Source organism: Rathayibacter festucae DSM 15932 (assembly GCF_004011135.1).
In the GTDB taxonomy this organism is placed as follows: Bacteria; Actinomycetota; Actinomycetes; order Actinomycetales; family Microbacteriaceae; genus Rathayibacter; species Rathayibacter festucae.
Genome location: NZ_CP028137.1, coordinates 3,296,864 through 3,321,304 on the forward strand (window position 1 = coordinate 3,296,864; position 24,441 = coordinate 3,321,304).

A 24,441-nucleotide genomic window follows, 5' to 3' on the forward strand; every position below is an offset into this window, starting at 1 on the left:
GGACCCTCCCGCCATGCCCCTGATCACCACCCCGGCCGGCGTCGCCGTGCACTACGAGACGACGGGCGACCCCGCCGGCCGCCCGCTCGTCCTTCTGCACGGCGGCGGCGCCCAGCTGATCGGCTGGGACGACCGCTTCTGCGAGCTGCTCGCCGAGCACGGCTTCTTCGTCGTCCGCACCGACAACCGCGACGTCGGCCTCAGCCAGGCGACCGGCGGCCCGGAGGACACCACGGCCGGCTACGACCTCGCCGACATGGCGCTCGACGTCGTCGCCGTGCTCGACGAACTCGGGATCGCGCGCGCGCACCTCACCGGCATGTCGATGGGCGGCTACATCGCGCAGCTCGTCGCGATCCTGCACCCGGAGCGGGTCGCCTCGCTCGGCCTGATGTCGACCTCGCTCAGCTCGGCGCCGGAGTTCCTGGTCGGCGAGCACACCGGCGAGCCGATCACCGAGGTCCCGGAGGTCCTCGACCGCGACGCCTACATCGCCATGTTCGTCGGCGGCCAGCGGCACTACCAGTCGCCCGGCTTCCCCTTCGACGAGGCGGCGAGCGCCGCCCTCGGCGCCCGCTACTACGACCGCGCCTACACGCCGACCGGCCTCGTCCGGCAGTGGAACGCGCTGCTGCGCGGCCCGCTCGAGCGGCGGGAGGCGATGGCGGCGGTGACCGTGCCCGTCGCGATCATCCACGGCCGCGGCGACCAGAGCCTGCACTGGAGCGCCGCACTCGAGACCGCGCGGATCCTCCCCCAGGCCGAGCTGCACCTCTACGAGGAGATGGGCCACGACATCCCCGTGGAGCTCTGGCCGGAATTCGCTGCGATCCTGGCTCGGACCGCCGCCCGCGCCGAGAGGACCGCCGATGCGTGAGAACGCCGAGTACGCGATGACCGACCCCGCCGAGATCCGCGCGCTGATCCGCGCGACGCCCTGGGCGACGATGGTCAGCGCGACCGAGGACGGCGTCGTCGTCTCGCACTACCCGTTCCTGCTGGAGGAGCCGCTGCCCGGCGCCGACCCCGACGAGCTCGTGCTGGTCAGCCACGTCGGCCGGCCCGACGAGCGCGCCCACCGGCTCGGCGAGTCCGAGCTGGCCGTGGTCTTCCAGGGCCCGCACGGCTACGTCTCGCCCAGCTGGTACGGCGTGACGCGGGCGGTGCCGACCTGGAACTTCGCGGCCGTGCACGTCTGGGGCGTGCCCGAGCCGCTGAGCGACGAGGAGAACCTGGCCGTGCTCGAGCGGCTGGTCGACCACTTCGAGGACGAGCTGCCCGAGCCGTTCCGCCTCCGGATCAGCGCCGAGAACGCGGCCTACGCCGAGCGGATCGTGCACGGCACGGTCGGCTTCCGGCTCCGGGTCACCCGGATCGAGGCCAAGGAGAAGATGAGCCAGGACAAGCCGGCGGAGGTCGTCGACCGGGTCACGACGGCGCTCGACGCGCCGGGGCCGTACTCGAACCCCGCGCTCGCCGAGCGGATGCGCCGCGTGCACGCCTCGATGCGGCCGGAGACCCCCCAGTGATCCCCGGCCTCCACGACGACCTGGTGCGACTGCGCCGCCGCCTGCACGCCGACCCCGAGCTCGGCCTCGCGCTCCCGCGCACCCAGGCGCTGCTGCTCGAGGAGCTGGCCCCGCTCGGCCTCGAGATCACGACCGGCCGCGGCCTCGGCTCGATCACCGCCGTCCTCCGCGGCGGCCGCCCCGGACCGGTCGTCCTGCTGCGCGCCGACATGGACGCGCTCCCCGTCGTCGAGGCGACCGGCCTGCCCTTCGCCGCGACGAACGGCGCGATGCACGCCTGCGGCCACGATCTGCACATGGCCGGGCTGATCGGCGCGGCCCGCCTGCTCGCCGCCCGGCGCGACGAGCTCGCCGGCACCGTCGTCCTGATGCTCCAGCCCGGCGAGGAGGGCTTCGCCGGCGGCCGCCTGATGATCGAGGAGGGCGTCCTCGACGCCGCCGGCGAGCGCCCGGTCGCCGCCTTCGCGATGCACGTCGACTGCTCCACCGACTCCGGCCTCTTCGTCACCCGCTCCGGCCCGATGATGGCGAGCGCCAGCGGCATGCGGATCACCGTGACCGGCACCGGCGGTCACGCCGCGTTCCCGCACCTCGCCGTCGACCCGATCCCCGCCGCGGCCGCACTGGTGCAGGCGCTGCAGACCTTCGTCGCCCGCCGCGTGCCGGCGACCGACCCCGCCGTCGTCTCGGTGGTGAGCATCGTCAGCGACTCGACCGCGCCCAACGTCCTGGCCGCACGGGTCGAGCTGATGCTCAACATCCGCACCCTCTCGCGCACGACCTTCGCCCTCGTGCGCTCCTCGCTCGCCGAGCTCGCCGCCGGCATCGCCGCCGCGCACGGCTGCGGCGTCGAGACCGAGTTCATCGACTCCTACCCCGTCACCCACAACGACCCGGAGGAGACCGAGCGGGTGATCGCCGCGCTCACCGCCCGGCACGGCGCCGACCGCGTGCTCCGCCTCCCCGCGCCGTCGATGGCGTCGGAGGACTTCGCCTACGTCCTCGACGAGATCCCCGGCACGCTCCTCTTCCTCGGCACCCGCCCGCCCGGTCTGCCGGCGGAGGGCGCCCCCTCGATGCACTCCGAGTCCGCCGTCTTCGACGACGCCCTGCTCGGCCTGCACGCCGAGACCCTCGCCCAGCTGGCCCTCGACCGCTGCACGCTGATCGAGTAGCCCGCGCAGAGGGATCACCGAGATCCACCGTCGAACCGCGTCCAGGTCTCGAGACACCCCCGGGCTCCTCGACCAGCAGGGTGTGCGCACAACATCAGCTGAGAGCAGGGGGCCTCCCCTGACAGCGGAGGCCACCCCTTCTCAGCTGATGTTCTGCAGCGCTCGATCGCTTCACACCGTTCGAGCGGCCCCTCCGCTGATCGAATAGCCCGCGAAGCGGACCCGTCATGCTGACCGAGCCCCGCGCAGCGGCCTCCCTCACGAAGATCGAGCAGCCCGGGCAGCGGCCCCCTCACGAAGATCGAGCAGCCCTCGCTGCAGCCCCCTTCATGCTGATCGAGCAGCCCTCGCTGCGGCCCGCCCCATGCTGATCGAGTAGCCCGCGCAGCGGCCCGCCCCATGCTGATCGAGTAGCCCGCGCAGCGGCCCGCCCCATGCTGATCGAGCAGCCCGCGCAGCGGGCGTATCGAGATCCACCCTCGCCCGATGCGCCCCGGCGGGGCCACTCGACCGGCACGCACCCGGACCCGCTCGGTCTAACGCAGCCCGGCCGCGCACTCCAGCAGGTCGGGGATGCCGCTCACCGGCTGCGGCTCAGGGGCGGCCCGCGGGCCGAGACGGCGGAAGACCGGCGGCTCCGTCGCCAGCACCTGACCGACGGCGCGCCCTCCGGTCCAGACCGTCAGCAGCACCTCGCCGTCCGGGCGCTCGGGAGCGCCGATCTCGTAGACCCGGCCCCGCACGGCCGCGCGCACCGGCGTCTTCCGGGCCAGGTGCACCCACACCAAGAACTCGCAGACCATGTCGACTCCTTTCTCATCAGCCCTCGACCGGGAGGAACCGCTCAGTAGTCGAGAGCGCTCTCGACGTCGAAGTCCGAGGTCAGACCGCCGTCGCCCGGCTGGACCGGGTGCGACCCGACGAGCGCCTCGGTGCGCGCGCGGATCCGCTGCACCTCCTCGTGGTTGTCCGGCTCGGGCAACTCGGACGGCGTCGTCTCCGAGACGAGCGACGCGCCGGAGTTCAGCAGGAACGACACCTGGATCGTCGCGCCGTCCGCCCCGATCCCCGTGTACTCGACCCGGTCGGCCGTCCGGTTCGCGCCGAGGGCGACCGCGTACGCCACCAGGGCGTCCGCCGCGTCGTCCCCGAGCAGGATGGTCTTGTCCGCGAAGAGGATGTGCTTCATGCCGACCATGCTCGGTCGCGGTCCCCGCGCCGGGGGAGGTCCTTGACAGATCGGGGAGGGGACGGGATGGAAGCGAGAGTCCGTCGGGGTTGCCGCCGGAGTCGAACTGGAGAAAGGTGTCGATCACGCGGGCGCCCGCCGGCTGTGACGAAGGCTGGAGACGGCGATGGGAAAGCTGTTCTACGACGGATCCGTCGAGATCGACTTCGAGGACCGGGTGCTCGCGCACCTGCAGATCGTCATCACCGCGAAGCTCCGCCGCAACGAGTCCTTCCTGCTCAGCTGGCGCGACGACCACAGCATGGGCGACGGCCGCAGCGCCATCTGGCTGCATCCCGCGGTCGGCCTGCGCTACAAGTACTTCGGCGGGCGGATGCCCCGCATCAACCCCGCCTGGATCGCCGCGCTCACCGATCTCGCCAACTCCGCCGGCGGCCTCTACGTCGTCGCCGAGCCCGACACCGAGCACGTCCGCACGATCGACCGGGAGGCGCACTGATGCGCCGGCTCGACATCCTCTCCGACGGAGCGCCCTCCACGGTGAGCGACCGCACCGCCGCCCAGTTCCGGGTCGAGGTGGACGCCGCCCTCGCCGCGGAGACCCCGCAGTGGCTCACCGTGAACCACGGCGAGGGCCGCGCCAGCACCGCGATCATCCTGATCACCCCGTTCACGGCGATCACGATCCTCACGAACGACGCCGAGGACGACGACGCACCCGACGCGGCCTGAACGGCGCGGAGCCGACGCCGACGCGTCGACGCTGCCGGCGGCCGCCTCGTCGCTCCGGCCCGCGCGTCCCGGCACCGCGGCGGCTAGGGTAGGCGCGATGACCGATTCCGCCGTCCTCTGCGACCCGTATCTGCGCGGGTACCCGATCGACGGCGTCGCCATCTCCACCCTCGGCCGCACGTTCGGCGGCGAGACGATCGCCGCCAGCGACCCGACGGCCGCGCGGCTCGACGAGATCCAGCTCGACCTCGGCCAGGGCCCCTGCTGGGACGCGATCGCCGCGGGCGCCCCCGTGTCCCTGCTCGACACCGGCACCGACGTGCGCTGGCCGCTCTTCGCCGAGGCGGTGGACGCCCTCGACGTGCGCTCGGTGTTCGCCTTCCCGCTCACCTTCGCCGGGCTCTCGATCGGCGCCGTCGACCTCTACACCCGCGCCCCGATCACCCTCGACGACGCCGCGCTCACCGAGATCTCGGCGCAGTCGCCCGCCACCTCGCTCCGGGTGCTCGCCGCGGTGCTCCACGACGACGCGGACGAGGTGAGCAGCAACCCCGGGTCCCGGAGGGTCGTCCACCAGGCGACCGGCATGATCATCGCCCGCTACCGCATCGACTCGGACGACGCCCTCGTGCTGCTGAGGGCCCACGCGTTCGCCCAGCACCGCCCCCTGGTCGACGTCGCCCAGGACATCGTCGCCCGCCAGGACGGCTTCCCCGACCGCCCGCTCACCGTTCAGGACGACTCATGGTGATCAACTCCCGCGAGCGGAGCGTCATCGCGACCTTCGTGGCCCTCTCCGACACGCTCGTCGACGACTACGACGTCGTCGACTTCGCGCAGACGCTCGTCGAGAGCAGCGCGACCCTCTTCGACGCGGTCTCGGCTGGCCTGGTGCTCGCCAGCCCCGAGGGCACGCTCGAGGTGCTCGCCTCGACGGACGAGGACACCCGCCTGATCGAGCTGCTGCAGCTCGAGACCGCCGGCCCGTGCATCGAGTGCTACGACACCGGGCGCCCCGTCATCGTGCCGGACACGCTCGCGGTCGACGACCGCTGGGCCGAGTTCCGCACCCGCTCGCGCGACCTCGGCGTCCGCGCCGCGCACTGCGTGCCGATGCGCTCGCGGGGCACCACGATCGGCTCGCTCAACCTCTTCCAGGCCGGCACCGGCACCCTCGACCCCGACGACATCGCCGTCGTGCAGGCCTTCGCCGACGTCGCGACGATCGGCATCCTGCACCAGCGCGCGCTCCGCGAGAGCACCGTCACCCAGGAGCAGCTGCAGCGCGCCCTCGACAGCCGCGTCCTGATCGAGCAGGCGAAGGGCATCATCGCCTACTCCCAGCGCACCACCGTCGACCGCGCCTTCGAGATCCTCCGCTCCCGCTCGCGCTCGACCTCCACGCCGATCACGACCCTCGCCCGCCAGATCATCGAGGGCTACCGGGACTGACCGGTCGCCGCGGCAGCCTGTACCTCCCCTGCCGGTCGAGCAGCGGGGCCGCAGCTCCCATGCTGGTCGAGCAGCGGGCCGCAGGCCCGCGTATCGAGACCCGGCGGCCGACGTGCCTGCGGTGGGGGATCTCGATATGCCCGCTGCGCGGGCTACTCGATCAGCATGGAGCGCCCGCGCCCGTGAAAAACAGGGAGCGCAGCTCGCCTTCCATGCTGGTCGAGCAGCGGGCCGCAGGCCCGCGTATCGAGACCCGGTGGCCGACGTGCCTGCGGTGGTGGATCTCGATACGCCCGCGGTGCGGGCTACTCGATCAGCATGAGGCTCCCGCGTCCTTGAAGAACAGGGAGCGCAGCTCGCCTTCCATGCTGGTCGAGTAGCGGGCCGCAGGCCCGCGTATCGAGACCCACTCCGCCCGGGCGCTACGCCGTCAGGGACACCGCCGTCCAGGAGACCGGCGGCAGCGTCAGCGTCAGCACGCCGTCGACCAGGGTGGCGTCGACGGGCTTCAGGCCGACGCGGTTCTGGTCGTCCTTCGTGTTCTTCGCGTAGACGTCCTCGTCGAAGAGGCCGACCGCCTCCGCGACCGTGGAGACGCCGAGGCCGTTCACGTCGACGGTGACCTCGAGGGCCTCCGTGGTCGAGCGATTGACCAGGAACACGGCCGCGCGGCCGTCGTCGAGCGTCGCGACGGAATCGACCAGCGGCGCGTCGCCGTGCCGGGCGGTGGAGTACGACCCGACATCGATGCGCGGCCGCAGCACCGAGCCCGAGGCGAGGCGAGCGGTGGTCGAGAACGGGAAGAACGTGGTCTGCCGCCACGCGGCTCCGCCCGGTTCGGTCATGATCGGCGCGATGACGTTGACCAGCTGCGCGAGCGACGCCGACGTGACCCGGTCGGAGTTCTTCAGCAGCGTGATCATCAGATTGCCGAGCACGACGGCGTCGGCGACCGAGTACACGTCCTCCAGCAGCCGCGGCGCGTACGGCCACTCCCGGGCACCGCTGGTGTCGGCGGCGGCGAGGGCGGCCTCCTCCTCCTGGTGCTCCTGGAGATACCAGATGTTCCACTCGTCGAACGACAGCTTGATGTCCTTCGACTTCTTCAGCTTGTGCTTCACGTGGTCGACGGTCGCGGCGACGGTGGAGATGAAGTACTCCATGTCGAGCGAGGACGCGAGGAAGGAGCCGAGGTCGCCGTCGTACTCCTGGTAGTAGGCGTGGCAGGAGACGTACTCGACGTCGTCGTAGGCGTGCTCGAGGACGACGCGCTCCCACTCGCCGAAGGTGGGCATCGACGATCCGGAGGAGCCGCAGATCACGAGCTCGAGCGACGGGTCGGCGATCTTGAGGGCCTTCGCGGTGCGGGAGGCGAGCTTGCCGTAGTCGTCGGCGTTCATGTGACCGACCTGCCACGGGCCGTCCATCTCGTTCCCCAGGCACCACATGCGGATGTCGTGCGGCTCCGGACTGCCGTTCGCGATCCGCTGGTCGGCGAGGAACGTGCCGGCCTTCCCGTTGGCGTACTCGAGCACGTCGAGGGCCTCGAGGACACCGCGGGTGCCGAGGTTGACGGCGTACATGATCTCGCTGCCGGTCAGCTTCGCCCACTTCGCGAAATCGTCCAGGCCCACCTCGTTGGTCTCGAGAGAGTGCCAGGCCAGGTCGCGGCGGCGCGGGCGGTCCTCGCGGGGTCCGACCCCGTCCTCCCAGCGGTAGCCGGAGACGAAGTTCCCGCCCGGATAGCGGACGGTGGTCGAGCCGAGCTCCTTGACCAGCTCGACGACGTCCAGGCGGAAGCCGTCCTCGTTCGCGGTGGGGTGGCCGGGCTCGTAGATCCCGTCGTACACGCAGCGGCCCAGGTGCTCGACGAACGAGCCGAACAGCCGCGGATTCACGGGAGCGACCACCGCGGCCGGGTCGAGGGAGACGCGCGCGGTCGCGGGCGGGGAGACGGCGCGGGAGGCGTCGGTCATGGCAGAGCCTTTCTGGATCGTGCTGAGGTGAGCGGTGATGCGGGAGTCCCGACGCCGGTCGGCGTCACTTGACGGAGCCGATGGAGAGTCCGCCCTGCCAGTACTTCTGCAGGGTGAGGAACGAGACGATCAGCGGGATGACGGAGATCAGGGCGCCGACGATGACGAGGTTCCACAGCGACTGCCCGCCGGTGTTGACCGACGCCTGGGTCTGCCAGGTGCCGAGTCCGACGGTGACCGGGAAGAGCTGCGAATTCGAGAGCATCACGAGGGGGAGGAAGTAGTTGTTCCAGGTTCCGACGACGGAGAGCAGCAGCACCGTCACGAGTGCGGGGCGCAGCAGCGGCAGGGCGACGCGGAAGAAGACCGTGATCTCGCCGGCTCCGTCCATCCGGGCGGCGTCGAGCATCTCCTCCGGCACCGCGTCCTGCGTGTAGACGCGCATGAGGTAGACGGCGAACGGGTTGAGCATCGAGGGCAGGATGACCGCCCACACGGTGTTGGTGAGCTGGGCGGTGCTGAACATGACGAACAGCGGGATGACCAGGGCCGTCGCCGGCACCATCACCGACCCCAGGACCAGCGAGAAGAAGGCGTTGCGGCCCTTGAAGGCGTAGGCCGCGAAGCCGTAGCCGGCGAGCACCGACAGCACCGTCGCTCCGAGTCCGCCGGCGAAGGCGTAGAGGAACGAGTTGCCGAGCCACTTCCAGTAGAGGCCGTTCGAGTAGGTGAACAGCGAGCCGATGTTGGTGAAGAACTCGAAGGAGTCGCCGAACCACAGGGGGCTGACGGTGCCCGAGAACAGGCCGACCTGGTCCTTGGTCGAGGCCACGACGAGCCACCAGAACGGGAGCGCGAAGTAGACGACGAAGGCGAGCAGGATCACGTGCGGGAGCAGCTGGCGGCCGCCGCGGCGGCTCCGCGCCCGGACGGCGTCGTCGCGTCGCTGGACGCGGTCGCGCTTGGGGGCGAGCGAGAGGGTGCTCATGAGAGTCCGTTCCTCTTCTTGGTGGCCATCAGGAACAGGTAGGACCCGAGGAACACCACGAGACCCAGCGCGAAGGAGATCGCGGAGGCGTAGTTGAACTGGTTGTAGGAGAAGGCGAGCGTGTACGCGTAGATGTTCGGCGTGTACGACGCGTCGATCGAGCCCGAGGCCAGCGAGCGCAGGATCTGCGGCTCGGTGAAGAACTGCAGGGTGCCGATGAGGGCGAAGACGAGGATCAGCACCATCGAGGAGGAGATCATCGGGATCTTGATCCGCAGCGCCGTCTGGATCGCGCTCGCGCCGTCCAGGCGTGCCGCCTCGTAGACCGCGGGGTCGATGCCCTGCAGGGCCGCGTAGATGATGATCATGTAGTAGCCGGCCCACTGCCAGGTGACGACGTTGACCAGGCTGCCGAAGATCGAGTCCTTGCCGAGCAGGTTCGGCGCATCGAGTCCGAGCCAGCCGAACACCTCCGTGGCGGGCCCGAAGGACGGGCTGTAGAGGAAGCCCCACATCAGCGCGCCGATCACCGCGGGCACCGCGTAGGGCACGAAGATCATCAGCCGGGCGAACCGCGAGAAGCGCGAGGTGAGCGCGTCCAGCATCAGCGCGGCGATCAGCGAGACCAGCATCTGGATCGGGATCAGGATGAGGGCGAAGCGCACCACCAGCCAGACGCCCTCGAGGAAGAGGGGGTCCGAGAAGGCCTTGGCGTAGTTCGCGAACCAGACCCACTGATTGCCGGTGGCGACGGTCTTGTTCTGCAGGCTCAGGATGAACGAGTAGATCAGCGGAGTGATCAGGAAGACCACGAGGAAGATCCCGAACGGGGCGACGAAGACCCAGCCCCAGCGGGCGCGCCGGGAGGCGACGACTCCGGTGCGGGGCTTCTTCGGACGGGTCTCGGCCGGAGCGGCGCTGGCGGCGGGGGCGGGGACGACGAGGTTGGACATGGTGCTCCTTCGAGGAGGGACGGGGCGGCCGCCGCCCTCGCGGACGGCGGCCGCCGATCGTCAACCGACCGTGTAGCCCTGGCCCGCGGCGTACTCGCTGACCGCGGTCTGATAGGTCGAGAGGGCGTCCGCGACGCTCGAGTCACCGCTGTTCACGGCGTTCACCGCCTCGGTGAGCTTGTCGTAGGCGAAGTTCTGGAACGGCGAGACCTGGAAGCCCTGGTACTCCGTGGCGGCGGCGAGGAAGACGTCCTTGTTGATCTGCTGACCACCGAAGAAGTCGTACTCGAGGTTCGCGAAGTAGTCCGACTCGAGGATCGGCTTCCACAGCGGGAACAGAGCGCCCTTCTCGATGCCGATCTTCCAGGCCTCCTCGGTGCCGAAGATCTCCTTCGCCACCGTCGCGGCCGCTTCCTTGTCCTCGGCCTGGCTGGTCACCGCGAAAGCGGATCCGCCGATGTTGATCTGGGTCGGCTCGGCGCCCTCCCACTGCGGGACCGGGGCGGCGCGCCACACGGCGTCGGTGTCGGCGCCCTCGAAGCCCTTCAGGTAGCCGGGCAGCCAGGCGGCGGCGACGACGGAGGCGTAGGTGCCGTCGACCAGGTGGGTGTTGTAGTCGGTGGTCGAGGCGTCCTCGGTGCCGACCAGGCCCTTCTGCACCAGGTCGCTCCAGTAGTCCATGACCTTCGCGCTGGCCTCGTCGTCGAGGTCCACCGTGACGTCCGTGCCGTCGACGGTGTAGGGCACCGAGCCGGCCTGCGCGAAGAGCGCCTGCTGGTAGGCGCGGCCGTTGCCGGGGAAGTCCGTCATGAGGGTGGTGGAGCCGGCGTCCTTGAGAGCCTGCGCCGCTGCGGCGTACTCCTCCCAGGTCGTCGGGACGGGGATGCCGTACTGGTCGAGGATGTCCTGGCGGTAGAGCATGCCGACGGGTCCGCCGTCGACGGGGATCGCGTAGGTGGCGTCGCCGCTGGAGACGTCGGCCCAGGCGCCCTCGGAGTAGTTGCTCTGCACGTCGCCCGCGCCGTACTCGGTGAGGTCGACGAGCGCGTCCTGCGGGATGTAGCTCTGCACGACCTCGCTCTCGAGCATGACGACGTCGGGTGCGCCCGAGCCGGCCTGCACGGCGGTGGTGAGCTTGGTGTACTCGTCGTTGCCGGCGCCGGCGTTGCTCCAGCAGATCTGGACGTCGTCGTGGCTGTTGTTGAAGAGGTCGACGATCCCCTCGAACTCCGGGTACCAGGCCCACATCGTGACGACCTTGGCGTCCTCGTTCACGATCGTGTTCTCGCAGGTGGCGGCGTCGCTCCCTGCGGAGCAGCCGGTCAGGGCGGCCGCGGAGGCGGCGACGGCCACCCCCGCCGCGAGCATTCTCTTCGTGTGACGCATCATTGCGTGTCCTTTCGGATACGGCCGTCGTCGGCCGGGAAGGGGGGATCGTCCTGGAGCAGGTCGCTTGTACAACGATGGAAAACAACGTTGTAGAAATGATGATGCGGAGTTCGTCGGCGAGTGTCAAGAGCGCGGTCGCCGTCCGCGACGCAACCGTGATCAACGCGCTACAGCGCGGTCGACTCCCGCGACGTCACCGAGAAACCGGCCTCGTGCAGCGTCGGCGGCGCGAGGAGCGAGCCCTCGATCCGCCCCTTCAGCACCTCGACGGCGGTCCGCGCGATCTCGTCGCGACCCGGATCGATGCTCGACAGGCTCGGGACCGAGTACCGCGATTCGTCGACGTCGTCGAAGCCGATGACCGCGACGTCCCCGGGGATGCTCAGCCCCTGCACCTGCAGCGCGCGGATGGCGCCGAGCCCGAGGGAGTCGTTCAGAGCGAAGACGGCGTCGAAGTCGACCCCGGACTCCAGGACCCTGCACATCGCCGCGTTGCCGTTGGCGCGGTGCCACGGTCCGGAGTAGCTGACGAGGCGCTCGTCGTAGGCGATGCCCGCCGCCTCCAGGGCCTCGCGGTAGCCCCGCATCCGCAGTGCGGCCGAGCCGACGTCCTCGTTCTCGTGCGCCCCGAGGGCGACGATCCGCCGCCGGCCGGACTCGATCAGGTGGGTCGTCGCGGCGCGGGCGGCGGCGACGTTCTGCATGGTCACGTGGTCGAAGCGCGAGCTGAAGATCCGCTCGCCCAGCAGGACGAGCGGGTAGTCGACCGCGAGCGCCGGCTCGTCGGCCATCGCCATCCCCAGGGGGCTGAAGAGCAGCCCGTCCGTGAGCTGGCGCCGCGAGCTGCGCAGGACGTCCCGCTCGCGCTGCGGGTCGCCTCCGGTCTGCTCGATCAGCACGGTCAGACCCCGGTCGTCGGCCGCGCGCATGACGCTGTCGGCGAGCTCGGCGAAGTACGCCAGGCTCAGCTCGGGGAGCGCCAGCCCGATGACGTTCGTCCGCCCCCGCCGGAGACTCCTTGCCGAGAGGTTCGGGATGTACCCCAGCTCGGCGATCGCGGCCTCGACCCGCTCGCGGGTCGCCGGGCGCACGTGCGGGTAGTCGTTGATGACGTTGGAGACGGTCTTGATGGAGACTCCGGAGGCCCGCGCCACGTCGTGCAGAGTGATCGCCATCGATCTCCTTCAGTCGGGACCTGCTGAACATACAACGTTGTAGCCGACTCTAGCGCTCCCCTGAACGGGTGCGCCGGAGGGCGCCGCACCGCCCACGGGCGGGGGCGATCCGGGCGATCGGACGTGCGGCGACCGCCTCAGAGGAAGTCGTAGTCCAGCTCGCCCCAGAGCTGCCGGGGGTCGGTGTCCCAGACCCCGATCGGCTCCCGGGAGCGCTCGAGCGCGTCGAGCCGGTCGCGCAGGTCGAGCGCGGAGTCGGTGCCGGACCCGGTCCGCTCGCCCCGCAGCAGGAGCGGGACCCCGACGCCGATCGTCAGGACCACCACCGCCGAGGCGTCGGAGGACGCCGCGTCGGCGAGAGTGACGGTGGCCATCCGGCCGCGGTCGGCCAGCGCCACCGAGTAGCGCAGAACGGCGTCCGCGGCCTCGTCCTCGAGGACGATCGCGCCCCCGGCGTACGACAGAGTCTTCATCTCATGCTCCCCTGGTGCTCTCGACGGATGGACGAGGTCCGACATCGGGGACCAGGATGCGGTCCGCTCACCGTACGCCACCCGGCCGCCGCCGCACAGGGTGGCGCCGGAGGAGCGACGCGACCGCAGGCCAGCACCGATCCGCCCTAGCCCCGGACCGGCGCGCATGTTAACGTGAACACCACCCGCCGGCCCCTCTTCGGCGGCCTGATCCCCTCACCCAGGAAAGGTCTCGACGATGAGACGACGCTCCCCGGAGCCCCCTGCCACCGCGCCCCGGCGCCGTGCCCGGTCCCTCTTCCTCTCCGCACTCGCGTGCACGAGCGTCGCCCTCGGAGGCGCCTTCGTCCCCGTGACGGCCCAGGCCGCCGACGTGCCCGCGCCCACCGCGCACTACGACATGTCGCACGCCGGCTCCGCGCTCCTCGACATCTCGGGCAACGGCCGCAACGCGACGCTGACCGGGCTCACCGACGCCTCCTTCGCCGACGCCGGCGGCGACCAGGTCGCCCGCTTCAAGTCGGACGGCTACGCGAGCCTGCCCAAGGGACTGGTCACCGGCACCGACAACGCCTTCGCCGTCGAGTACACGGTGAAGACGCAGACCACCGCGAACCAGTTCGGCTGGGTGATCGGCGACGGCGTCGGCCCCTGGAACACCACCCAGCTCGGCAACCACGTCTTCGTGAACCCGCGGAACCCCGACGGCTCCCCGAGTGGCCAGGTCCTCGCCGGGATCCGCGTGAAGGACAGCGGCAACGGCGAGACCCGGATGCCCTTCGGCGGCACCCTCAACCCCGGCTTCACCACCCTCACCCTCGTCGGCACCGGCACCGGCTCGAGCACCGCGCTGACCCTCTACCGCGACGGCGTGCAGATCTCGACGGTCACCGCCGCGAAGTCGATGGCGAGCATCGTCCCCTCCGGGAGCACGCTCGGCTACCTCGGCCGCTCGCTCTACACCGGCGACCCGCTGCTCACCGCCGACGTCACCGACGTCAAGTTCTGGGACACGGCGCTCACCGCCGACCAGGTCGCGTCGAGCATGCCGACCGCCGCCGCGAAGGCCGCCGCGACCTCGGCGCTGCTGCGCCCCGACGTCCTGCCCGTGCTCCTGGCCGGCAACCCCTCGCTGACCGCCGTCTCGACGAATATGACGCTCCCCGCGACCAGCAGCGGCGTCCCGCTCACCTGGACCTCCTCGAACCCCGCGGTCGTCTCCGGCACCGGAGTCGTCTCGCGCTCGATCGCGCAGGACACCCCGGTCACCCTCACCGCGACCACCGGCCAGGGCGCCGTGCTGACCTTCGACGTCGTCGTGCTCGCCCCGAGCATCAACGACGACCTCGACGCGCTCGTGCTCGCCACCCGCACCACCGAGAACCTGCCGCTCGCGGTGACGGGAGCCAAGAACGGCACCGCCATCACCTGGACCTCGTCCGACCCGGCGCTCGTCACCCCGACCAGCACCTCGTACACCGCCCCGGCGGTCGGCGCGGCCGACCCGTTCCGCGGCGGCGGCGTCGTCACCCGTCCGGCCTACGGCTCGGGCGACAAGCCCGTCACGCTGACCGCGACCGCGACGCTCAACGGCGTCACCGAGACCCGCTCCTTCTCGCTGACGGTGGCCGAGCTCGGCCGCACCGCTCCCGACGCGGGCTACGCCTCGGCGTACTTCAAGTCCGACGGCGACGAGAAGATCTACCAGGCGGCGACGTCCGGCAACGACTTCTTCACCTTCTCGCCCGTCAACGGCGGCAAGGCGGTCATCACCTCGACGACCGACACCAAGGGCCTGCGCGACCCGTTCATCCTCCGCTCGCACAACGGTGACAAGTACTACATGGTCGCCACCGACCTCTGCATCTCCTGCGGCACGGGCTGGGGCGACGCGCAGTCCAAGGGCAGCCTCAAGATCGAGGTCTGGGAGTCGACCGATCTGGTGACCTGGACCCGCACCAACGGCGCCGACACCGGCATCACGGTCAACCAGCCGGCCGCCGGCATGACCTGGGCGCCGGAGGCGTACTGGGACGACGCGCTGCAGTCCTACGTGGTCTTCTTCTCCTCGCGCCTCTACTCCGACGCGACGAAGACCAACAGCGACAAGCTCTACTCCCGCGTCTTCTCGGTGATCACCCGCGACTTCCGCACCTTCACCCAGCCGCCCGCCACCTGGCAGGACACCGGCTACGCGCGGATCGACTCGACGATCACCAAGATCGGCGATTACTACTACCGCTTCACCAAGAACGAGGAGGGCGGCGCCGCCGGCACCCTCGAGGCCGGGAAGGACATCTTCCTGGAGAAGTCGACGGTGCTCACCGCGCCGACGACCTCGTCGAACTGGAACGCCGACCCGACGAAGACCTGGCAGCTGACCGACACCAACATGACCAAGCTCGAGACCGGCCAGGACGGCGAGGGCCCCGAGATCATCAAGCTGAACGCGGGCGACCCCAACGACACCACCGCGAACGGCGACGGCTACGCCTTCCTCGTCGACAACTACGGCCAGGGCGGCTACAAGGCCTTCGTGACCTCGGGAGCCGCCATCGCCGGCAGCTCGCAGTCGGCCCGCCTCTCGAAGTCGGCCGACTGGAACGTCTCGACCAAGGGCGGCCTCCCGGCCAGCCCGCGGCACGGCGCGTTCGTCAGCGTCCCGCAGACGGTCCTCACCGCGATGAAGAAGTGGACCGGCGTCACCGCCGTCGACTCCACCACGACCCTCACCGCCGACGGCCGCACGGTCACGGCGAAGGTCGCGGCGGCCGACAAGGGCGACGTCGCCGGCACCGTCACCTTCACCGGCGGCACCTGGAGCTCGACCGTCGCGCTCTCGGGCGGCTCGGCGAGCGCCGTCGTCCCGGCCGGAGTGAGCGGCGTCACCGCCTCCTACAACGGCTACGCCGACGCGCTGGTGCGCCCCTCGGCCTCGGCCGCGCTGCCGCTCGACACCCTCGAGCTCGCTCCTGCCGTCTCGACCCGCTGCATCGCCGGCAAGGTCGTGCTCACCGTGACCGTCAAGAACACCGACACCGCCGCGGCCGACATCACCGTCGACTCCGCCTACGGCACGAAGGCGTTCCCCTCGGTCGCCCCGGGCTCCTCCGCCTCGGCCGCCTTCACCACGCGCCTGAAGTCGACCCCCGCCGGCTCGGTCACCGTCACCGGCACCGCCCCGGGCCAGCCCGCCTTCGCCGCCACCCTCCCCTACCAGGCGGCCACCTGCTGACCCCCGCCTGACCCGCTCCGCGAGATGCCACTTGTGCACACGACACGCCTTGAAAGGCGAGCACAAGTGGCATCTCGCGGTGGCCGTCAGGGCAGGTCGAGGCGGAAGCCGACGCCGCGGAGGGTGGTGATCGTCACCGCCGCGCCGAGCTTGCGGCGGAGCGCGAAGACGTGGACGTCGAGGGTGCGGGTGGAGCCGAACCAGTTGCAGTCCCAGACCTCGTCGATCAGGGCCTCGCGGGTGAGCACCGCCCCCGGGCGCCGGGCCAGGGCCAGCAGCAGGTCGAACTCCTTGGGGGTCAGAGGGAGCTCCGCGCCGTCGAGGTGCACGCGGCGGGACGCGGGATCGACGACGACCCGACCGAGCGACAGGGGCGGCGGGAGGGCGACCGCCGACCGCGCCCCGGCCGCGCCGACCCGCCTGCTCACAGCGCGCATCCGCGCGATCAGCCCGCGGACGCCGAACGGCTTGATCACGCAGTCGTCCGCGCCCACCTCGAGCGCGGCGACGGTGTCGGCCTCGCCGCTCCGCGCGGTGATCACGATGATCGGGACGTCGGACCTGCGACGGAGCGTCCGGCAGACGTCCAGCCCGTCCATGTCCGGCAGTCCGAGGTCGAGGAGCACGAGGTCCGGAGGGCCGGAGTCGAGCGCCTCCCTGCCCGTCCGCGCCCGGACGACGGCGTAGCCGTACTGCTCGAGCACCGCGGTCACGCAGTCGGCGATCACGGGATCGTCCTCCACCAGCAAGATGAGCACGACTCACTGTGCCACGCCGGACGGGCGAGGCGCTCCGCTGTCACGGCGTGACGGGCTCCTTCGACGAGTGGTGCTCGATGATCCTCCACTCGCCGTCGATCTCCTCGTAGACGAAGGTGAACCGGGCGTGCACGAGCTCCCCGGTCTCCGCGAGCGCGAAGGTGTAGAGGCCGGTGTTCGAGGCGTAGCCGTCGCCGAGATCGCGGACCACGCTCTCGTCGATCGTCCCCGTCGGCCGCTTCTTCAGGAAGGCGTCGAAGTAGCCGATGCGCTCGGCCGAGGTGTCGAGGACCCCGGGTGCGACGGTCGGCAGCAGCACCGCGTCGTCCGCGTACAGCGCGTCCACCTGCGCGGGATCGCCGGTGGCGAGCGCCGCGTTCCACTCGTCGAACAATTCCCGCACCTCGGCGTCGGTGGGCGCGGCGACCGCGGCAGCGGCGGTCGCCGTGGACGCGGCCGGCGCGGGAGCGGCGCTGCAGCCGGCGAGCACCAGGAGCAGCGCGGCCGGCGGCGCGAGGACTCCGGCGAGACGGCGGGACGGACGAGCACGAGGAGACGACATGGGGTTCCCTTGACGACGAGAGGAGCGGCGGTCCGGCGACGCCGGCACTCCACATTCCGCTCCACCCCGTCAGCGCCCCGTCACCCCCGCATCATGTGCGCGTCACGATCCCCCCTCGCCGTTCGGCAGCGTCGGCCCGAGCAGGACGAGGCATGTCGCGCCTCCGCTGCCGCAGGACGCGCAACGTCACAGAAGCGGAATCCGACCCCACTACGGTGTGGCAACCCGATCGATCGCGCGAGACGCTGCCGCCGGCCCGCACCGGGCCCGGTCCGCCCGGAGCATCCCGCCCCTCCCACCCCAGGAGCAGCCATGCCTCGACGCCTCACCCGACCGACCGCCGTCCTCGCGGCTCTTCTCGCCGTCTGCACCGCCCTTCCCGCGCACGCCGCGACGCCCGGCCCCTCCCCTCTCGACGATCCGCTCGTCGGGGTGAGGATGGAGGAGCTGCGCGTCCTGCCCGCGGACCCGAAGGTCGAGCGTCCCGCCGCCGTGTACACGATCGTCGACGACCGGGACATCGCGTTCCCGGTGTCAGCGACGCCGCAGCCGGGTGCCGAGGGGTCGGCGTACGACCTGCGGACGGCGACGCCGCTCGCCGCGGTCGCCGACGTCGTCCGGGGCCGGACCGCACTCGTGCGCTGCTCGCAGGTGGACGCCGCCCCGGACTCCATCCCGACCGTGTTCGCGAGTCTCTGCCGGGCGGCGGGCGCCGCCGAGATGACCTGGAGGGACGGCCGCTCGCTCGGAGTGCCGATCTGGTACGCCCGCGACCTCGACGGGGGTCTGGTCTGCATCACGGGGACGGGAACGGAGTGCCTCACGAGCGAGCCCGGCGTCGATCCGGCGTCGGGTGCTGATCGCTGGCGGGTGTCCGCCGCTCGGTGCAGCTCCGCGGCGGCGGGCTCCCCCCTGCTGCAGGCCTGTGGTCGGCTCCAAGCCGCTCTCGACGACTCCGGGCACCGGATCGCGCAGCGCGCGTACGACCGTCAGCACGCGCGGATGGATCGGCTCTTCTCCCTCGGGCTGAACGACGCGAAGCTCGGAGCGGAGGCGGCGCTCCGCGCGAGGATCGCCGCCTTCGAGCCGCGGATCCTCCGGGCGATCGCCGAGCGGAGAAGCGCGTGCCAACCGTTCTGGCTGGCCCTCAGTCTCGGCTTGAGCATGGTCTTCTGCAAGGCCGCCGGTCACGATGTGGAGACGCTCGAGGCGGAGCGGAACGCTCTCCAGAAGGAGCACGGCGCCCGGGTCGCCGAGGCGCAGGCGGCACTCCGGGTCCGGATGGCGGAGGACTGGCACGAGCTGCACCGCACCTGGTCGGGCGAGGACCCCACCGGCTACGCGGCCCTGCTCCGGGTCGAGAGCAAGGAGCTGTCCGAGTTGAAGGCGGCGGAGGAGGAGTACCGGCGCGCCGCCGACAGTGACGAGCAGACGTTCCGCGAGCTGCAGCGGCAGTGGCTCCACGAGCGCAGCGCGATCGGGGAGGCGGAGCAGATCCCGCTGATCGGGCCGCTGATCCGGCACATCGAGGAGTACGAGCAGAACCCGAGCGGGACCAACCTCCGCCGCGTGTTCCTCGGAGCACTCGGACCGGCGGGCGAGGCCATCGAGGGCGGGCTGGAGCTCTCCGCCGAGACCAAGCTCAAGACCGGCGAGCAGCGGTTCCTCTCGGACGCGCTGCACGAGATCGGAGGGAAGGACGACTTCGGGACCACGCTCGAGAGCCTCATCACCGACTTCTCGAAGGACCTCGGGACGAGGCGGTGGAAGGGGTCCGCGAGAGCGGCCTCTGGAGCGACGCGCCCGGGTCCGATGCTCCGCCCGAGTCGCACTACGAGGACTTCGGGCAGCTCCTCGCCCGGGCTCCGCGGATGATCCCGGAGGCGACTCAGAAGTGGCTCCTCGCGAACGGGCCGCTCCGCGACAAGCTGGGGCTCGGCGGCACGAACACCTTCCCGGTGCTGAGCGCCACCAGTGCCGATCTGCGCCACGCCGCCGCACAGGTCGCCTTCGAGCGCGGGGTGGAGACGATCTTCACGCACGCGTTCGGCACGGACTACGAGCAGGTCGCGCGGAAGAACCCCGCCTGGACGGGCGCGGAGGCCCGGCTCATCACGGCGGAGCTGCTGAAGGTCCTGACGGACTCCGCCTATCTGGAGCAGATCAGTCCGATCTGGGTCGCCTCCGACACCCTGGGCGATCGGCCCGCCGCCTTCGTCTACGACGACGATCAGAGCGCGATCCTGCTCAACCAGGACCTCGTGAGGATCACCGACGGCTCCGCCAATCCGGAGTTCGCCAAGTTCTATCTCGAGGAGCTCGGTCACTCGCTGAACTGGTGGCGCTGCACGATCTTCGACGTCGAGGTGAAGCACTGCAGCGGAGAGGGCGATGTCGGCGCCCGCTTCCGCGATGCCGTCATGCTGAGCACATCGTCGACCGACCCCGGCTTCGGCGCCGCGATCGCGAGTCTTCCGGCCCACGATCAGGACAGCTCCTCGACGGTCCTGTTCACCGGCGGCTCGACCGCGCATCTGGAGGGCTGGAACTCCTACAGCTCCCTCAACTCGCACATCTCCGGGAAGGGCCGCTTCAGCTTCCTCCTGCGGGCGGGGATCGAGCTCTCCTCCGAGTACCCCGGGGTGAGCGACGAGTTCGACCTGGAGATGTCGGTCGGTGCTCCGTCGATGACGAGGAGCGGCAATCCGTGGGTCACCTCTCCGAACGGGCCGTGCAAGGTCCGGCAGCTCGCTCTCAAGGAGGACTGCAACGTCCCCACGATGTCGATCGCGCTCTCCTTCCGCGACTCGATCAACTACTCCGTTCTCGGCGCCCCCGGGGTGAAGGACACAGCGTTCGCGAAGGCGGGGGTCAATCTCTCTCCGGCGCTCGTCCGGAAGCACGGCGTCCGGCTCTACTTCCAGCCGAAGGCCGGAGAGCCCGACGCGTGGCGCTTCCTGCCCGGCCACACGATCTACTTCAAGGAGTTCAGCCTGGCCGGTGACGGCAAGGTCGACGGCACGAAGATGCTCGACACGTTCGCCGGCAAGCGGATGCCGGCCCCGCACCGGCTCGACGTCGCCGGGAAGGCGACCGTCGAGGGCAGCTACATCGTGGAGATCGCCACCCGGGAGAAGTCGGCGCTGGACACCTGGCTCGCCCTCGACGTCTCGAGCGCGCTGCTCGGCTGCGCCGGCGGCTTCGTCTTCGCGATCGTCGCGGAGCAGGACCCGATCACGGGCTGCCACGTCGGGTCCGATCTCCTCGAGGGGATCGAGACCGCGGCGGAGGCGGCGGACGGGCGGCTCACCACCTTCCTGACCTCCAACGCCTCCGTCGCCGTGCCCCTCTCCGTGGAGTACAAGGCCACGCGATCGGCGGGCCGCGTCACCGACCTCCCGGCCGATGTCCCGCCGCAGTCCGGCGTGGAGATGTGGGAGGTGGGTCCGCCCCCGGCCGCCGCCGCGCACTCCGCCGAGCAGGTCTCCTCCCAGCGGACGAAGGCGAGCACCGCGCTGAAGAAGATGAAGTCCGTGTCCTTCACCGGCCTGGCCGTCTTCCGCCCCCGCATCAGCTGGACGCTCGGAACGCGCACCCTGCACCTCGGCACCCACTCGCTCCCCACCGCGAACCTCATCGAGTAGCCCCCGTCCCCTCCCCGCCGCGAGATGCCACTTGTGCGCGCGACACGCCGTGAAAGGCGTGCACAAGTGGCATCTCGCGGAGGGCGTCAGCCCGTGAGACGGGTCAGCTCGTCGGGGCCAGCAGGTCGGCGTGGTGCACGGCCGCCACGTTCGGGTGCGCGCGCAGGCGGTAGCGCAGCGCGTTCTCGCCGTAGGTCTCGAGGATCGGGCTGTTGGTCGGGTCGACCGAGAGGCCGGACTTCAGCTCCTCGGGCAGCGGCAGCGAGGGCATCGTCGAGTCGAGCGAGGGATTGAAGAAGAACGGGATCGAGATCCGGTCGGTGCCGATCAGCGGCGAGATCACCCGGTGCAGCGTCGCCTTGAGGTAGCCGCCGGTGGCCAGCTCGAGCATCTCGCCGATGTTGACGACGAACGCCCCGGGCAGCGCCGGCGCCTCGATCCAGGAGCCGTCGTGCTCGACCTGCAGGCCGCCCTTGCCGGGCTCGACCAGCAGCAGGGTCAGCACGCCGCCGTCGCGGTGCGCGCCGACGCCCTGCTTGGGCTCGGGGTCCGAGGTGCCGGGGTAGCGGACGACCTTGACCAGCGAGAACGGCTTCTCGGCGAACGCCTCGTCGAAGACGTCGGCCGGAGCGTCGAGGGCCACGGCCCAGGTGCGCAGCAGGCGGATGGCCACCGCCGCGAGCTCCTCGTGCCAGCGCTCGAAGACGGCGCGGAACTCGGGCAGCGACTCCGGCCAGAGGTTCGGTCCCTCGAGGCGCTGGTAGTCCGGGACGTCGGCGCCGGCCGGCACGGTCTCGCGGTCGATGCCGATGTCGACCTGCTCGCGGTAGTCGACGTCGCCGTTGGTCAGCTCGGCGCCGAAGCGGGTGTAGCCGCGGAACTGCGGGCTGGCCGTGTTCTCGATCGCGAGCTTCTCCTCCTCGGAGAGCTCGAAGAAGCGGCGGGAGACGGCGACCACGTCGTCGAGGAGGTCCTGCGGCACGCCGTGGCCGACGAGGTAGAAGAAGCCCACGTCGTGCGTGGTCTCGCGGAGATCGCGGCGGAACGCGGCGGCTTCCTCCTCTCCCTGGTCGAGGCGGGAGAGGTCGAGGATCGGCAGGGAATCGGTCATGGGGAAAGCCTTGCGCAGTTCGCCTTCTCCGCACCGATTGTTACGACAACTAAATGCGAAGACCCAGCCTGCGCCCGGGACCGAGGTCTCCGGACGCAGGCTGGGCCCGCGGATGCCGCCGAGTGTTACGGCGTGGGCATGCCGCCGTTCACGTGCAGCGTCTCGCCGACGACGTAGCTCGACTCGGGCGAGGCGAGGAACACGTAGGCCGGAGCGAGCTCCGAGGGCTGGCCCCAGCGGCCGAGCGGCGTCTGCGAGCCGACCTCGGGCAGCTTCTCCGGCGGCTGGCCGCCGGCGGTCTGCAGCGGGGTCCAGATCGGACCGGGCGCGACGACGTTCACGCGGATGCCCTTGGGCGCGAGCTGCTGCGAGAGCGCCTTCGAGAACGTGTTGATCGTGGCCTTGGTGGAGGCGTAGTCGACCAGCGTCGGCGACGGCTGGTAGGCCTGGATCGACGAGGTGCTGATGATCGCGGAGCCCGGGGCGAGGTGCGGCACGGCCGCCTTCGTCATCCAGAACATCGCGTAGACGTTGGTCTTGAAGGTCTCGTCGAACTGCTCGTCGGAGATGTCGAGGAAGTCCTCGACCGACTGCTGCTTGCCGGCGTTGTTGACGAGGATGTCGAGGCCGCCGAGGCCCTCGACGGCCTTCGCGACGGCGCCGACGGCGAAGTCGTGGTCGGTGATGTCGCCGGGGATGGCGACGGCGACGCGGCCGGCCTCCTCGATGAGGGCGACGACCTTCTTGGCGTCGGACTCCTCCTCGGGCAGGTAGACGATGGCGACGTCGGCACCCTCGCGGGCGTAGGCGATGGCGACGGCCGCGCCGATGCCCGAGTCGCCGCCGGTGATGAGCGCCTTGCGGCCCTCGAGGCGGCCGGAGCCGCGGTAGGTCGACTCGCCGCGGTCGGCGAGGTCGTCCATCTTCGAGTCGAGGCCGGAGCCCTCCTGATACTGCTCCTCGGTGTCGATGTCGGCGAACATCTTCGTGGGGTCCTGGAACGTGTACTGGTCGGTCGTGTTCTCGGAAGTCATGTCCTCGACGCTAGGCGCGGGCATCGCGCTCGCGCGCGTGGTTGACAGCGCGCATTCCGCGCGGCAGAGCGGATGCCCAGCCCGCTTCCAGGTTCGACGTCCGCAGACGCCCGGAGAGGCTGACCACGGCCCCCGCTTCCGGGAGAATGGCCCGGTGACCCGCGACGACTCCCCGGCCTTCGACCCGACCGCCCCGCTGCCCGGCTGGCAGCACGCCTACTCCGGCAAGGTGCGCGACCTCTACACCCCCGACGACTCCGACCCGGTGCTCGGCGCCGACCGGATGCTGGTCGTCGCGAGCGACCGCGTCAGCGCCTTCGACACGATCCTCGAGCCCGGCATCCCCGGCAAGGGCGAGCTGCTGACCGAGCTGTCGCTGTGGTGGTTCGGCCAGCTGGCCGACGTGCCCAACCACCTCGTCCCGGGGGAGATCCCCGAGGCCGTGCGCGGCCGGGCGATGCTCGTGAAGACGCTCGACATGTTCCCGATCGAGTGCGTCGTGCGCGGCTACCTCTCCGGCAGCGGGCTCAAGGAGTACCGGGCGACCGGCGCCGTCTCCGGCGTCGCGCTCCCGGAGGGGCTGAACGACGGCGACGTCCTGCCCGAGCCGATCTACACTCCCGCCTGGAAGGCGCCGCAGGGCGAGCACGACGAGAACATCTCCTTCGAGCGCACCGTCGAGCTCGTCGGCGAGGACGCGGCGGAGGCGCTGCGCACCCTCTCGCTGCACGTCTACCGGGAGGCGTCCGCGATCGCGCTGCGCAGCGGCGTCATCCTGGCCGACACCAAGTTCGAGTTCGGCGTCGACCGCGCGACCGGCGTCGTCACCCTCGGCGACGAGGTGCTCACGAGCGACTCCTCGCGCTACTGGGACGCGGTCGACTACGACGCGGGCGTGCGCGGGCAGTCCTTCGACAAGCAGATCGTCCGGGACTGGCTCGCCGACAACTGGGACGGCCAGGGCGAGCCGCCCCGGCTCCCGCACGAGATCGTCGTCCGGACCGCCGGTCGCTACCGCGAGCTGATCGAGCGCCTCACCCGCTGAGCGCGCCGCCTCGCGGGACAG

The 24,441-nt window shown here is 71.0% G+C and carries 23 protein-coding genes; 11 read left to right on the plus strand and 12 right to left on the minus strand.

From position 1 onward, the window contains the following. The first annotated feature begins 13 nt into the window (after positions 1–13). Genes C1I64_RS15040 through C1I64_RS15050 form a run of 3 tightly spaced genes read left to right on the plus strand, consistent with a single transcriptional unit; the run spans position 14 to position 2,704 of the window. Positions 14–877 (plus strand): alpha/beta fold hydrolase, encoded by an 864-nt coding sequence (locus C1I64_RS15040; RefSeq protein ID WP_127887765.1) that lies wholly within the window; start codon positions 14–16, stop codon positions 875–877. After that, positions 870–1,529: an FMN-binding negative transcriptional regulator gene (locus tag C1I64_RS15045; protein ID WP_127887766.1), complete on the plus strand. Its 660-nt coding sequence runs from the start codon at positions 870–872 to the stop codon at positions 1,527–1,529. Before C1I64_RS15040 ends, C1I64_RS15045 begins: the two co-directional genes overlap by 8 nt. After that, positions 1,526–2,704 carry a M20 metallopeptidase family protein gene (locus C1I64_RS15050; RefSeq protein WP_208645141.1) on the plus strand — a complete coding sequence of 393 codons (1,179 nt, stop codon included), beginning with the start codon at positions 1,526–1,528 and terminating at the stop codon, positions 2,702–2,704. The genes C1I64_RS15045 and C1I64_RS15050 overlap by 4 nt, the downstream gene beginning before the upstream one ends. Positions 2,705–3,240: 536 nt before the next feature. Here the strand turns inward: C1I64_RS15050 and C1I64_RS15055 are convergent. Beyond that, positions 3,241–3,507: a hypothetical protein gene (locus tag C1I64_RS15055; protein ID WP_127887767.1), complete on the minus strand. Its 267-nt coding sequence runs from the start codon at positions 3,505–3,507 to the stop codon at positions 3,241–3,243. Between the two features lie 41 nt (positions 3,508–3,548). Further along, the gene (locus tag C1I64_RS15060) at positions 3,549–3,893 is read right to left on the minus strand and encodes a hypothetical protein (protein WP_123706266.1); all 345 of its coding nucleotides are present in this window, start codon (positions 3,891–3,893) and stop codon (positions 3,549–3,551) included. A gap of 166 nt (positions 3,894–4,059) precedes the next feature. Here C1I64_RS15060 and C1I64_RS15065 point away from each other — a divergent pair, with 166 nt between their 5' ends. From C1I64_RS15065 to C1I64_RS15080, 4 genes are all read left to right on the plus strand, one after another. Beyond that, positions 4,060–4,392: a DUF7882 family protein gene (locus C1I64_RS15065; protein ID WP_123737630.1), complete on the plus strand. Its 333-nt coding sequence runs from the start codon at positions 4,060–4,062 to the stop codon at positions 4,390–4,392. Then, positions 4,392–4,625, plus strand: a complete 234-nt coding sequence (locus tag C1I64_RS15070; protein ID WP_127887768.1) for a hypothetical protein — start codon at positions 4,392–4,394, stop codon at positions 4,623–4,625. Before C1I64_RS15065 ends, C1I64_RS15070 begins: the two co-directional genes overlap by 1 nt. A gap of 97 nt (positions 4,626–4,722) precedes the next feature. Continuing rightward, entirely contained in the window at positions 4,723–5,376 is a 654-nt protein-coding gene (locus C1I64_RS15075) for a GAF and ANTAR domain-containing protein (protein ID WP_127887769.1), read from the plus strand. Further along, a complete protein-coding gene (locus C1I64_RS15080) occupies positions 5,370–6,077 on the plus strand; it encodes a GAF and ANTAR domain-containing protein (RefSeq protein ID WP_123444556.1) in 708 nt (235 codons plus the stop codon). The genes C1I64_RS15075 and C1I64_RS15080 overlap by 7 nt, the downstream gene beginning before the upstream one ends. A 422-nt stretch (positions 6,078–6,499) precedes the next feature. Here the strand turns inward: C1I64_RS15080 and arfA are convergent, their stop codons facing one another. The 6 genes from arfA to C1I64_RS15110 form a co-directional block, all read right to left on the minus strand. Continuing rightward, positions 6,500–8,053, minus strand: coding sequence for an arabinosylfuranosidase ArfA (gene arfA / locus C1I64_RS15085; RefSeq protein WP_127887770.1), 1,554 nt, complete (start codon positions 8,051–8,053; stop codon positions 6,500–6,502). 64 nt (positions 8,054–8,117) lie between these two features. Next, positions 8,118–9,041: a carbohydrate ABC transporter permease gene (locus C1I64_RS15090; protein WP_123444558.1), complete on the minus strand. Its 924-nt coding sequence runs from the start codon at positions 9,039–9,041 to the stop codon at positions 8,118–8,120. Further along, positions 9,038–9,994: a carbohydrate ABC transporter permease gene (locus tag C1I64_RS15095; RefSeq protein WP_123706628.1), complete on the minus strand. Its 957-nt coding sequence runs from the start codon at positions 9,992–9,994 to the stop codon at positions 9,038–9,040. Before C1I64_RS15095 ends, C1I64_RS15090 begins: the two co-directional genes overlap by 4 nt. A gap of 60 nt (positions 9,995–10,054) precedes the next feature. Then, complete coding sequence (locus C1I64_RS15100) at positions 10,055–11,383, minus strand: ABC transporter substrate-binding protein (protein ID WP_123444560.1); 1,329 nt, start codon at positions 11,381–11,383, stop codon at positions 10,055–10,057. A 167-nt stretch (positions 11,384–11,550) separates the two neighbouring features. Continuing rightward, positions 11,551–12,558 carry a LacI family DNA-binding transcriptional regulator gene (locus C1I64_RS15105; RefSeq protein WP_127887771.1) on the minus strand — a complete coding sequence of 336 codons (1,008 nt, stop codon included), beginning with the start codon at positions 12,556–12,558 and terminating at the stop codon, positions 11,551–11,553. 137 nt (positions 12,559–12,695) lie between these two features. Continuing rightward, complete coding sequence (locus tag C1I64_RS15110) at positions 12,696–13,031, minus strand: hypothetical protein (protein ID WP_123444562.1); 336 nt, start codon at positions 13,029–13,031, stop codon at positions 12,696–12,698. A 238-nt stretch (positions 13,032–13,269) separates the two neighbouring features. Between C1I64_RS15110 and C1I64_RS15115 the strand changes: the two genes are divergently transcribed. Continuing rightward, entirely contained in the window at positions 13,270–16,266 is a 2,997-nt protein-coding gene (locus tag C1I64_RS15115; RefSeq protein ID WP_127887772.1) for an immunoglobulin-like domain-containing protein, read from the plus strand. Between the two features lie 86 nt (positions 16,267–16,352). Here C1I64_RS15115 and C1I64_RS15120 read toward each other — a convergent pair whose 3' ends face one another. Next, the gene (locus C1I64_RS15120; protein WP_127887773.1) at positions 16,353–17,024 is read right to left on the minus strand and encodes a response regulator transcription factor; all 672 of its coding nucleotides are present in this window, start codon (positions 17,022–17,024) and stop codon (positions 16,353–16,355) included. 40 nt (positions 17,025–17,064) lie between these two features. Continuing rightward, positions 17,065–17,586 (minus strand): SgcJ/EcaC family oxidoreductase, encoded by a 522-nt coding sequence (locus C1I64_RS15125; protein WP_127887774.1) that lies wholly within the window; start codon positions 17,584–17,586, stop codon positions 17,065–17,067. Between the two features lie 312 nt (positions 17,587–17,898). Between C1I64_RS15125 and C1I64_RS15130 the strand changes: the two genes are divergently transcribed. Both C1I64_RS15130 and C1I64_RS15135 read left to right on the plus strand, forming a co-directional pair. Then, positions 17,899–19,461 carry a hypothetical protein gene (locus C1I64_RS15130; RefSeq protein ID WP_127887775.1) on the plus strand — a complete coding sequence of 521 codons (1,563 nt, stop codon included), beginning with the start codon at positions 17,899–17,901 and terminating at the stop codon, positions 19,459–19,461. Beyond that, on the plus strand, positions 19,350–21,230 hold the full coding sequence (locus C1I64_RS15135; protein ID WP_127887776.1) for a hypothetical protein: 1,881 nt from the start codon (positions 19,350–19,352) through the stop codon (positions 21,228–21,230). Before C1I64_RS15130 ends, C1I64_RS15135 begins: the two co-directional genes overlap by 112 nt. A gap of 103 nt (positions 21,231–21,333) precedes the next feature. Here C1I64_RS15135 and C1I64_RS15140 read toward each other — a convergent pair whose 3' ends face one another. Together C1I64_RS15140 and C1I64_RS15145 are read right to left on the minus strand one after the other, a co-directional pair. Further along, positions 21,334–22,341, minus strand: coding sequence for an isopenicillin N synthase family dioxygenase (locus C1I64_RS15140; RefSeq protein WP_127887777.1), 1,008 nt, complete (start codon positions 22,339–22,341; stop codon positions 21,334–21,336). A gap of 125 nt (positions 22,342–22,466) precedes the next feature. After that, the gene (locus C1I64_RS15145) at positions 22,467–23,375 is read right to left on the minus strand and encodes a glucose 1-dehydrogenase (protein WP_123706621.1); all 909 of its coding nucleotides are present in this window, start codon (positions 23,373–23,375) and stop codon (positions 22,467–22,469) included. A gap of 154 nt (positions 23,376–23,529) precedes the next feature. Between C1I64_RS15145 and C1I64_RS15150 the strand changes: the two genes are divergently transcribed. Continuing rightward, a complete protein-coding gene (locus tag C1I64_RS15150) occupies positions 23,530–24,420 on the plus strand; it encodes a phosphoribosylaminoimidazolesuccinocarboxamide synthase (protein ID WP_167492508.1) in 891 nt (296 codons plus the stop codon). Positions 24,421–24,441: the final 21 nt, after the last annotated feature.